The organism is Azospirillaceae bacterium (genome assembly GCA_028283825.1).
Classification (GTDB): Bacteria; Pseudomonadota; Alphaproteobacteria; order Azospirillales; family Azospirillaceae; genus Nitrospirillum.
This window is the reverse complement of the sequence record JAPWJW010000002.1, coordinates 538,556-548,515: the sequence shown is the minus strand read 5'-3', so window position 1 is coordinate 548,515 and position 9,960 is coordinate 538,556. Positions and strand designations below refer to the sequence as shown.

Sequence of the window (9,960 nt, the reverse complement as noted above, 5' to 3'; positions counted from 1 at the left end):
AGCTGCTACCCCCGTACCCGCGCTAATTGAGCCCAACAGTCCCGTCGCGCCAGCTACCGTCCCCAAAGTAGCTCCCAATTGGGCGCCCAAAGCCGCTTCGGGAGAGTCTGGAGAAAGAAGTGCTCCTGCCAGCGCTTCTCCCAAATAACTGCCAACAGCGCTACCAAAGGCGCCCGACAGGCCAGTATTCCAGCTCGCCGCATTAGCACCATCTACAACCTCGGTCGCGAGATTCTTCGCAATAGTCGAGATGGTAGTGGCAGCAACTGTATTCGCCAATCCACCGACAAATGAACTCGGATCAATTCCCAGCGCGTTCATCAGATCAGCAGAAAGATAGCCGCCCAGCGCGCCCGCACCAGCACTCTCAAGATTCTGGAAGAGGCCACCCTTGGTGCTGGAGAAATCTTGATTGATTGCGGCGGCTAAGTTCGTCGATCCGTTTATGGAACCTGCGACCTGCTCAAGCAGAGTGCCCAACGTTGCACTGACGCCGATCCCCTCGAAAGCATTACCCCCCACCAACATGCGGCCTAAAGATGATCCTAACGCCTGGCCAATACCAGCAGCCAAACTATTATCATTGTATGGAGTTTCGTATAAGTCGCCAATACTTTGATTAGACACTTTAATGGGAGAAGATTGAACCACCTGCCCATTACTCAAAGTGGAAACCACCCCCATAAGCTGCCCGTCAGCGTTCTCCGTTATTGTAAGGCTATTAAAAGTTGCGCCAACTTTGTCGATATCACCAAACAAAGACGACCCATAATAGAAAGTCTCAGAAGAGGAAGTTAATGTTGAATCATAATACTCACTTACAGCCTGTGAAGTTTCATCACCATTCTGATTTCTATTGACTATTTCTTTCTGTACATTTCCATCTTCATTAAAATATCTATCATCAGTTGACGTTCCATCGGCATTAACTGCAAGAGATTCACTACCATTGGACGATTTATATAAACCAATCGTCTGCGGTGACTGGTCACCACCGGAAGCGGAATGCCCTACTGCGTAGACATTCCCGTTAGAATCCACGTCAACGCTACCTATAAGCGTCCCATTTTCATCATAGATGGTCGAACTTGTCGCAACATAGGAAGTTCCTGAAGATGAATCCGACGGATCCACAAGGACTGATGCACCACCATCAGAAGAATATGCCGCAGACTGATTGTTCTTGACATCCGACACCGTGCCAGAGACAAACTGGGCAACAGTCAGACTCGGATCTTCTTCCTGGCTTTGTTGGTATTTTTGCTCAACCAATCGATTAAGCTGATCAACGATATCCGAGGGGACGTTTCCGGCATTATCGCCCAATATCCCAACCGATGCTGGCTGGTAATTGTTAAGACCAGCACCAGCCCCGCCCATAAGATTAACAATATCACGCGCAGTCGCCCAAATCTGATCAACCGCTTCCTGACCGCCCACAGTTCCTACTACGCCACCAATTAAACCCCCAACCAGCCCCGCAACCACGGCGCCGGGCCCAGTTTCAATACCAAAAAGCGCCGCGAGACTTGCACCTGCCGCCGCACCCTCTGCGCCAACGGCCGCACCGCCGTACAGTCTCGCACCAAGACGCGTTAACGTCTGGAGGGCACCGTCTGTATCGCCACTTTCTATTTGCTGAACTGCCATCTCGGCCGTTGTGACAACATCATAGGCAATCCCAACTTCTCCGACGACCTTAATAGAGCCCTGAACATATTCTCCAAAGTTTACGTGAGTTGCACCATCCATGACCCTGAGATCATCAGAAACAGCTGGCGTCTTAGCAATTTCTTCAATCGTTGAAGGCGTAATCTTCTCAGAGGCGTCAATAATTTTGGCGTCAGCACCATATTTTGCAGCAACATCGTCATACGACTCGAGCCCAGCCGGATCTAATCCAAATAAATCCGCACCTTCCTTCGTCAAGTTAATTACCAAATCCCCGCTTGACGTATCAGCGTACATAGCCCTGTCAAATATTCCGGCCGATACTTGATTTATATCGTTGAAAACAGACTCAATACCCTTTGATGCAGCCTGTGCGCGCAATTCATCAATTGGTATTCCGTTAATGGACGTGATATTTGGATTGCTTAAAAGAGCAGGCAATTCATCTACAAAGAAAACACCGAGCTTGCCAGCTCCACCCGTAAGAGTTGTAACATCCCCAGTCAGAGAACTGGCAAAATCTCTTGATGCTTGAGCCCAAACCGAAGGAACCCCTCCGGTAGTCGTGGAATACGAAAAAAATTGATTAAATGCATTTTCTGCAGCGACTCCGGTTAACCCCGAATTCGCAATTATTCTTTCGGCGGCGGCCGTGAATTCCGGAGCAGTGATTATCTGAGCACGTGGCGTGCTATCGATAAGGCCATAATTCAATTGAGAATTAATTTGCGGTACTATACTGAAAACACTAACACTTAAATCAGAACCTAGCATTGACACGCTTCCGGAGTACAGCAGGCTATTTGCTGGTTGGGAAGACGCAGCGGAAAAAGTTTGCGCAATTTGGCGCAGTTGATCCAGGCTCGTTGCAGAGTTAATCTGATTGATAACGAGATCAATGTAAGACATTAAGAGATTCCCCACGTAAATATAATATTTTTCTGGTCATTGGCCGGACTAATTTGCCTTTGAGGCGAAAAGAAATCCCGAATTGAAAAGAATTTCGTTATATTTTCCTTTATTATCTCAATATTTTCTTTGTTTGGAACGAAAAATGGGCCCCTTATTCTGTAAACTGAGGCCGCATGAATATTAATGTTATACCCCCCCTCCTCGCACGCCTCAGATCTTAGATAGAAAAAAAACTGTTCGCATTTATCTCCATAAAAATAACATGATCCAAGCTCTGGCCGAGCTCCAGCTCTCCCAATATAAAACTTTCCATTAACCCCCATCATTTCAACAAGAGTTTCAGGCTTAATTTCGTCAAACTTAGTTTTAATTTCCAAAATAGCCTCCCAGTGATTCAGATGAATTAGCCAACAATGCTAACAATCTTCCGTTCCCCCGTATTGGGGTCGGTCTGCTGCAGCTTGAAGGTCTTGCCCTTCAGGGCCGTCTGGCGCAGATCGTCCAGCATGCGGGGGGCCAGCAGGTTTTCGGCCGTGGTGGTCGGCGCCACCAGGTCGATGATCCAGCAGCGGTCGCCGGACTTCCAGTCGGCCACCTGGGGGCGCTGGCCGGACAGCAGGCGGCCTTCCGCCTCCTCCGACAAATAGGCCCAGGTGACGACGCCCACGGGCTTGGTGCCGTCGCGGAATATCCGGTACTGCTCCGCCAGCAGGGGCGGCATCACCAGCCATTCCAGGTCCGCCACCTTCAGCTGGCGGTGCAGCGGCGACTGGGTCAGCAGCCACACCAGCTCACCGAACATGTGGCTGACCGTGTGCGGAATGGCCGGGGCGGTTTCGGCGGAAGCGGCGGTGTCGCCGGGGATGGGGGTGCGGGTAGGCATGATCATGTCCATGGTTGTTGGCCCTTGCGGCCGCACTCTATCAGGGTTCGGGCCACGGCCGCATCGCGCGGCACGCCCAGGCCCAGGCTGTACAGCTGCCCCAGTTCCACCAGCGCCGGCGGGTCGCCGGCGGCCAGGGTGGTGTGGTTGATCGGCACGGTGAAGCTGGGCTGCTTGCCCACCGCCGGCGCCACGATGAACTGGGTGGTCGTGTTCTCGACCACCGCGGCGCGGCGGGTCCAGGCCAGCGCCCGGGCCGGGTCGGCCGCGACGCCCAGGCCGGTGCGGTAGCGTTCGCCCAGCACCCGCGCCGCCGCCCGGTCGCCATCCTCGGCCTTGGCCTCCAGCGCCGGCGCGTCCAGCCCGTCGTAGGTGTTGGACGCCACCGCCGCAGCGGTGGGCGCCGGGCAGGTCAGGCCCAGCAGGGGATCACCCTGCGGGCCGCCGCAGGACGCCAAAGCCCCCGCCAGCAGCAGGGCCGGCAGGGGGCGGGACGCGGGGACGCGTTGAGTGCGGGAACGATCCGCCATCATCGCTCCCTCAAGCCATCATGCGCGTACTCGCCCAGGGGGGAGAGCAGGTAATCGATCACCCGGCGGCGGCCGGTCTTGATCTCCGCCGTCACCGACATGCCGGTGGCCAGGTGTTCCTCGCGCCCGTCCACCATCAGGGTGGGGGTGTCCAAGGCGATGTGCGCCACGTAGACCGGCGTGGTGTCGGTTTTCTGCCGGTCGGTGGCGCTGGCCTGGTCCTCCCCCGGCGCGCGGGCGGTGTTGTTGGCGGTGGGCGTGGCGCGGTCGGGCGTGACGGCGTCGCGGCTGACGTCCAGCACATGGCCGTGCACCAGGCCATAGCGGGTGAAGGTGAACGTCTCCACCTTCATCTCAACCTCTTGGCCGCGATGGACGAAGCCGATGTCGCGGTTGTCCACGCTGGCCTCCACCACCAGCGGCACGTCGTCGGGCACGATCACCAGCAGCGCCTGGGCCGGCGTCACCACCCCGCCCACCGTGTGCACCGCCAGCTGCTGCACCGTGCCGGCGATGGGGGCCGACAGGGTCTGCTGCGCCAGGTGCTGATCCGCCTTCACCAGGTCCTGCGCGTATTCCGCCGCCTTCTGGGTGGACGTGCCCAGGTCTTCCAGCACCTGGTGGGCATAGTCGCTGACCGCCTGGGCCCGCTGCCCCTCCAGCGCGCGCCGGGCGGCCGCCACCTCCGCCGCCTTCTGCGTCTGGGCCGACAGTTCGTGCTGGGCCTCCACCAGGCGCTGCTGCACCTCAAGGTAATTCAGCTTGTTGCCGTACTCGCTTTCCATCAGCTGCCGGCGGATCTCCGTCTGCTGCGCCAGCAGCTTGGTCGAGGCCGTCAGCTTGGCCGTCGTCACCTCGACCTCGTCCGCCTCCGCCGCCTTCTGCGCGATCTGCTGGTCCAGCCCCGCCAGCTTGGCCGCCTGCGCCTGCGCCTGGGCCCGCAGGGCCGCGCGCGTGCGCTCCACCAGGGCCGGCGCCAGGTCGGCCGGCGGCACGAAGGCCTTCTCCGCCTGCGCCAGGCTGGTCAGGCTGCCGGTCAGGCCGGCGCGCAGCGCCGTCAGCCGCGCCACGTCCAGCCGCGCCTGGACCAGGTCCGCCGTCGCCCGGTCGCGGTCCGCCGCCGTGGTGGTGGCGTTCAGCAGGATCAGCGGCTGGCCCGCCGCCACATGGTCGCCGTCCTGCACCTGGATGGCGGTCACGATGCCGCTGTCCATCGGCTGCACCACCTTCACCTGGCCCGAGGGCACGATGCGGCCAGGGGCCGTGGCGATGATGTCGATGTGGCCGATACACGCCCAAGCCACCGCCAGGGTGAAGAAGGCGATGATCACCCCACCGATGGCGCGGCCCACCGGCGAGGCCGGGGTGTCCATGATCTCCAGCGCCGCGGGCAGGAACTCGCGCTCCTCCCGCCGGCGCTTGGGCGGGGCCGGCGGCTTCACCAGCGGCTTCAGGCTGGGATCGGCGCTCAGCGGCGCGCTCATGGGTTCAGCCGACATTGGCCACCCCCACCGGCGCCATGCCGGCCTGCATGTGGTACAGCGTGGCGTAGCGGCCGCCGGCGCGGACCAGCTCGTCATGGCTGCCGTCCTCCACCAGGCGTCCGCCCTCCAGCGTCAGGATGCGGTCGCAGTGGCGCACGGCCGACAGGCGGTGGGCCACGATGAAGACGGTGCGGTTGCGACTGATGGCGCCCAAATTCTGCTGCACCACCCGCTCGCTCTCATAATCCAGCGCGCTGGTGGCCTCATCGAAGATCAGGATGCGCGGGTCGGTCACCAGGGCGCGGGCGATGGCCACCCGCTGGCGCTGCCCGCCCGACAAGCTGGCGCCCCGTTCCCCCACCACCGTGTCGTAGCCCTGCGGCAGCGCCAGGATGAACTCATGCGCCCCCGCCAGCTGGGCGGCACTCATCACCCGTTCCAGCGGCATGGCGGGGTCCGCCAGGGCGATGTTCTCCCGCACCGTGCCGTTCAGCAGCACGTTCTCCTGCAACACCACGCCCACCTGGCGGCGCAGCCAGGCGGCGTCGATCTGGGCGATGTCCACCCCGTCCACCAGCACGCGGCCCGCCTCGGGCACGTACAGGCGCTGCAGCAGCTTGGTCAGCGTGCTCTTGCCGGAGCCGGAGGGGCCAACGATGCCGATACTCTGCCCCGGCTGCACCGCCAGGGTCAGATCCTCCAGCACCGGGGCGGCGTCGGGGCGGTAGCGGAAGCGCACATGTTCCAGCGCCACCGCGCCTTTGAGGTTGGGTAGCGCCGTCTGCCCCGGCCGGGCCTGCGGTTCCATCGGCGTGTTCAGGATGTCGCCCAGCCGTTCCACCGACAGGCGCGCCTGGTGGAAATCCTGCCCCAGCTGCGCCAGGCGCAGCACCGGCTGGCTGACACGCCCCGCCAGCATGTTGAAGGCGATCAGCTCGCCCACCGTCATTTTGCCGCTGATCACGGCGCCGGCCCCGAAATACAGGATGCCGGCCGACACCAGCTTGGAGATCAGCTGGATGCCCTGGCTGGCCACGTTGCCCAGGGCAGAGACGCGGAAGGACGACTGGACGTAGCCGGCCAGCTGTTCCTCCCACTTGCGTTGCAGCTGCGGTTCCACCGCCATGGCCTTCACGGTCTCGATCCCGCCCACCGCCTCCACCAGGAAGGCCTGGTTCTCCGCCCCGCGGCGGAACTTCTCCTCCAGCCGGCGGCGGAAGACGGGACCGGCACCCATGCTGATGGCGGCGTAAAGGGGCAGCGACAGCGCCACGATGGCCGTCAGCCAGCCGGAATAAGCCAGCATCACCGCGATGAACACCACGGTGAACACCAGGTCCACCACCAGGGTCAGGGCGGAGCCGGTGATGAAGTTGCGGATGGTCTCCAGCTCCCGCACCCGGGCCACGCTGTCGCCCACCCGCCGGTTGGCGAAATAGGCCAGCGGCAGGCCCAGCAGGTGGCGGAACAGCCGGGCGCCCAGTTCCACGTCGATGCGGTTGGTGGTGTGGGCGAAGACATGGGTGCGCAAGCCCGACAGCACCGTCTCGAAGATCGACACCGCCACCAGGCCGAACACCAGCACGTCCAGGGTGCTGAGGCCCCGGTGCACCAGCACCTTGTCCACCACCACCTGGAAGAACAGCGGCGTCACCAGCGCGAACAGCTGCAGGAACAGCGACGCGACCAGCACCTCGCCCAAAATCCAGCGGTACTTGACCAGCGCCGCCAGGAACCAGCCCAGGTCGAAGCGGCGCCCCAGGTCGCCCAGGGACAGGCGCTTGGTCGCCAGCACCAGGCGGCCGGTCCAGCGCCCCTCGAACTCCGCCCGGCCCCACAGGGTGGGCCGGCCCGTCGCCGGGTCCAGCAGCAGCACGCGGTCGTCCACCACCCGCGCCAGCACGACGTAGCCGCCGTCCGACAGCACGGCGATGGCCGGAAGCGCCAGGGCCGGCAGGCGGTCCCAGCCGCTGGTGAGCTCACGCGCGCTCAGGCCCTGGCGCCGCGCCAGGCGCACCAGCTCCGCCGGCGTCAGCGCCGCGCCGGTGCCCGTGGCATGCCGCAGCTGCCCCACGTCCGCCGCCAGGCCGTGAAAGCCCAGCACCGCGCGCAGGCACAGCAGCCCGCTGTCCGGGAGGCTGGCGGCCGGCGGCGCCCCCGCCTCGGGTTGGGTCTCTGTGGGTTGCACCGCTTGACGACTTCCGTGCCGAAATTGGATTCAGGATCGGCACTGAAATGCGATACGGAACGGACTGCAAATAATAATGCTTGCGGAGATGCGAATTAATGTTTCGTTCAAGCGTTGTTCACATCGATGGATACCGATCATACGTATATGCGTCAACATGACGCACTTCGCCCTGCATATACCCGTTGACCAACCGTGGCGCATGCACGCTACCCCCAAAGGCATCGGCGGCGACATGCCCCTGGCCCCAAGTCTGCCCCCCCGACTCGGGGAAGGCCTTAGGCGCCCGCCGTTCCCCTGCAGCGCACACCGTTCCCGGCAACGGGCGGGTGCGCGCACCCAGAAGCCCGAAAATGAATATGGTATCAATATATCAGTTACTTATCGCTTCATCCAGCGACCTGCCGAAGCCTCAAGTTCCTGTCCCGTGGCTTACCAAGGCAATCGCGTCCTTTTTCCCCGCACGCAGACGATGCACCCCGCCGGACAGGAAGCACTCTCGCAATGAGTGCAATTAAATAATAGTTCTACCACCCATTACCCAGATGTGGAGCCGTCGGGCCGAGGCTGGGCCAGGTTGATGCATAAGCAGTGAAACGCAGGTATTCGTGCGCTTTCTCTTATCCTAACGATGACTTTAATGGTGCGCTGAAAGATCAGGAACCAAGATGGGCCTGCCACAAAGGCTTCATCCCCTGCCTTAAAAAGGTTAAACCCCATGTCCGTCAGCGCCATTTCCTCCGGCGCGGCTGCGCCGACCAATGTCTTGGCCGCGCAACTTGCCGCCCGTGCCCAATACCAGAAAACCGGGATCGACAAGGACGCCGCCATCGGCGATCCCGATCACGACGCCACCAAGCCCGGCGCCGTGCCCGCGGCCGCCAAGGCGGCGCCGACGGCCTCCCCGGCCACCCAGGTGGCGGCCACCACCATCGCCTCCACCGACGGCAACGCCACCAGCACCGTCTCCTCCGCCACCGCTGCCCAGGCTTACACCGCGCGGTCGGCCAAAGGCTGATCTTTCGGGGACAACAGACAGAAACCAAATCATCTTAAAGTAACTGCCGTGAAAAGCCGGGCGCGCCATGGGTGCGCCCGGTGATTATCTATTTTTAAACTGCGAAAAATACGGGATAATAAATTACATATATTTAACTTGAACTATACGTTGACTCTAAAATCCTGTTTCATTATTGCTGATGCGACTTATTATCACCTATAAGGAGCCTCGGCAAAATGTCGCGCAAGACGACGTGTTCCATTTCCCATTCCGCTTTGCGGCGCCCGCTGTTGGCCCTGTCGGTGGTCGTGGCCGCCACCGGTGCCGGTCTGCCGGCCCGCGCCGGAGAACCGCTGTTCGGCTACATCTACACCACCGACCTGCTGCCGGCGGGCAAGGTGGAGGCGGAGCAGTGGATGACCGGCCGCCTGGGCAAGGCCGGCGGCGACTACAGCGTGTGGGAGGGCCGGACGGAAGTCGAATACGGCCTGACGGACAACCTGCAGATCGCCGCCTATGCCAACTATGCCTGGACACACGTCCGGCAGGACGGCGTGGACGGCGCCACCGCCGTGCCGGAGGTTTTCGCCGAATACACGCCGGCCAGCGACACGGCCGCTTTCAACGGCACCAAGTATGAAGGCACGTCGGTCGAGCTGATCTACCGCCTGCTCAGCCCCTATACCGATCCCGTCGGCCTGGCCTTCTACGTGGAACCGCTGGTGGGGCCGAAGACGCGGGAGCTGGAATCCCGCATCATCCTGCAGAAGAACTTCATGGATGACCAACTGGTCGTGGCGGCCAACATCACGGTGGGGCAGGAACTGCGCCGCCTGAACGGCGATCCGGAGGCCGATCCCCTGTCCAACGAGGCGGTGGAGCATTGGGACCATGAGACCGACGTCAATTTCGGCCTCGCCGCCTCATACCGCATCGCGGCCAATTGGTACGCCGGTGTGGAATTCCAGAACGAGCGTGAATTCTCCAACTTCCATTTCTGGACGGCGAACTCGGCGACCAACGTCGCCTATTACGCCGGCCCCACCATCCATTATGGCGGGGAACGGTACTTCGTGAACCTGACCTATCTGGAACAGCTGCCCTTCGCCCAGGATCTGGCCGACCCGTCGCCGGGTTTCGTCAAGGGCGGCCGCACCTACGCCGACGATTTCGAAAGGCGACGCCTGCGCCTGAAGGTCGGCATGTCGTTCTAAGCGGCGGTCGTTTCGGATTTTGAACGCCGGCCCCGCGGAACACCGGGGCCGGCCCGGTCGTGACGGAGAATTCCCGAG

General features: G+C 61.5%; 7 protein-coding genes. 2 read left to right on the top strand and 5 right to left on the bottom strand.

What is annotated here, in order from left to right; all coding sequences use genetic code 11:
• Positions 1-2,579: 2,579 nt before the first annotated feature.
• The 5 genes from PW843_11105 to PW843_11085 are packed head-to-tail and all read right to left on the bottom strand — an operon-like array spanning position 2,580 to position 7,668.
• On the bottom strand, positions 2,580-2,960 hold the full coding sequence (locus tag PW843_11105; GenBank protein MDE1147152.1) for a hypothetical protein: 381 nt from the start codon (positions 2,958-2,960) through the stop codon (positions 2,580-2,582).
• 26 nt (positions 2,961-2,986) lie between these two features.
• Entirely contained in the window at positions 2,987-3,466 is a 480-nt protein-coding gene (locus PW843_11100; GenBank protein MDE1147151.1) for a toxin-activating lysine-acyltransferase, read from the bottom strand.
• Between the two features lie 2 nt (positions 3,467-3,468).
• A complete protein-coding gene (locus tag PW843_11095) occupies positions 3,469-3,999 on the bottom strand; it encodes a hypothetical protein (GenBank protein ID MDE1147150.1) in 531 nt (176 codons plus the stop codon).
• Complete coding sequence (locus PW843_11090; GenBank protein ID MDE1147149.1) at positions 3,996-5,495, bottom strand: HlyD family type I secretion periplasmic adaptor subunit; 1,500 nt, start codon at positions 5,493-5,495, stop codon at positions 3,996-3,998. The genes PW843_11095 and PW843_11090 overlap by 4 nt, the downstream gene beginning before the upstream one ends.
• A complete protein-coding gene (locus tag PW843_11085; GenBank protein ID MDE1147148.1) occupies positions 5,485-7,668 on the bottom strand; it encodes a type I secretion system permease/ATPase in 2,184 nt (727 codons plus the stop codon). The genes PW843_11090 and PW843_11085 overlap by 11 nt, the downstream gene beginning before the upstream one ends.
• 718 nt (positions 7,669-8,386) lie before the next feature.
• On the opposite strand from PW843_11085, the gene PW843_11080 reads away from it, so the two are divergent.
• Together PW843_11080 and PW843_11075 are read left to right on the top strand one after the other, a co-directional pair.
• Positions 8,387-8,686, top strand: coding sequence for a hypothetical protein (locus PW843_11080; GenBank protein ID MDE1147147.1), 300 nt, complete (start codon positions 8,387-8,389; stop codon positions 8,684-8,686).
• 218 nt (positions 8,687-8,904) lie between these two features.
• A complete protein-coding gene (locus PW843_11075; GenBank protein ID MDE1147146.1) occupies positions 8,905-9,882 on the top strand; it encodes a hypothetical protein in 978 nt (325 codons plus the stop codon).
• Positions 9,883-9,960 lie beyond the last annotated feature (78 nt).

Coding starts and splice junctions, on each gene's coding strand:
- PW843_11095 (MDE1147150.1), bottom strand. CDS start 3,999: ATGATGGCGGATCGTTCCCGCACTCAACGCGTCCCCGCGTCCCGCCCC.
- PW843_11100 (MDE1147151.1), bottom strand. CDS start 3,466: ATGCCTACCCGCACCCCCATCCCCGGCGACACCGCCGCTTCCGCCGAA.
- PW843_11075 (MDE1147146.1), top strand. CDS start 8,905: ATGTCGCGCAAGACGACGTGTTCCATTTCCCATTCCGCTTTGCGGCGC.
- PW843_11080 (MDE1147147.1), top strand. CDS start 8,387: ATGTCCGTCAGCGCCATTTCCTCCGGCGCGGCTGCGCCGACCAATGTC.
- PW843_11090 (MDE1147149.1), bottom strand. CDS start 5,495: ATGTCGGCTGAACCCATGAGCGCGCCGCTGAGCGCCGATCCCAGCCTG.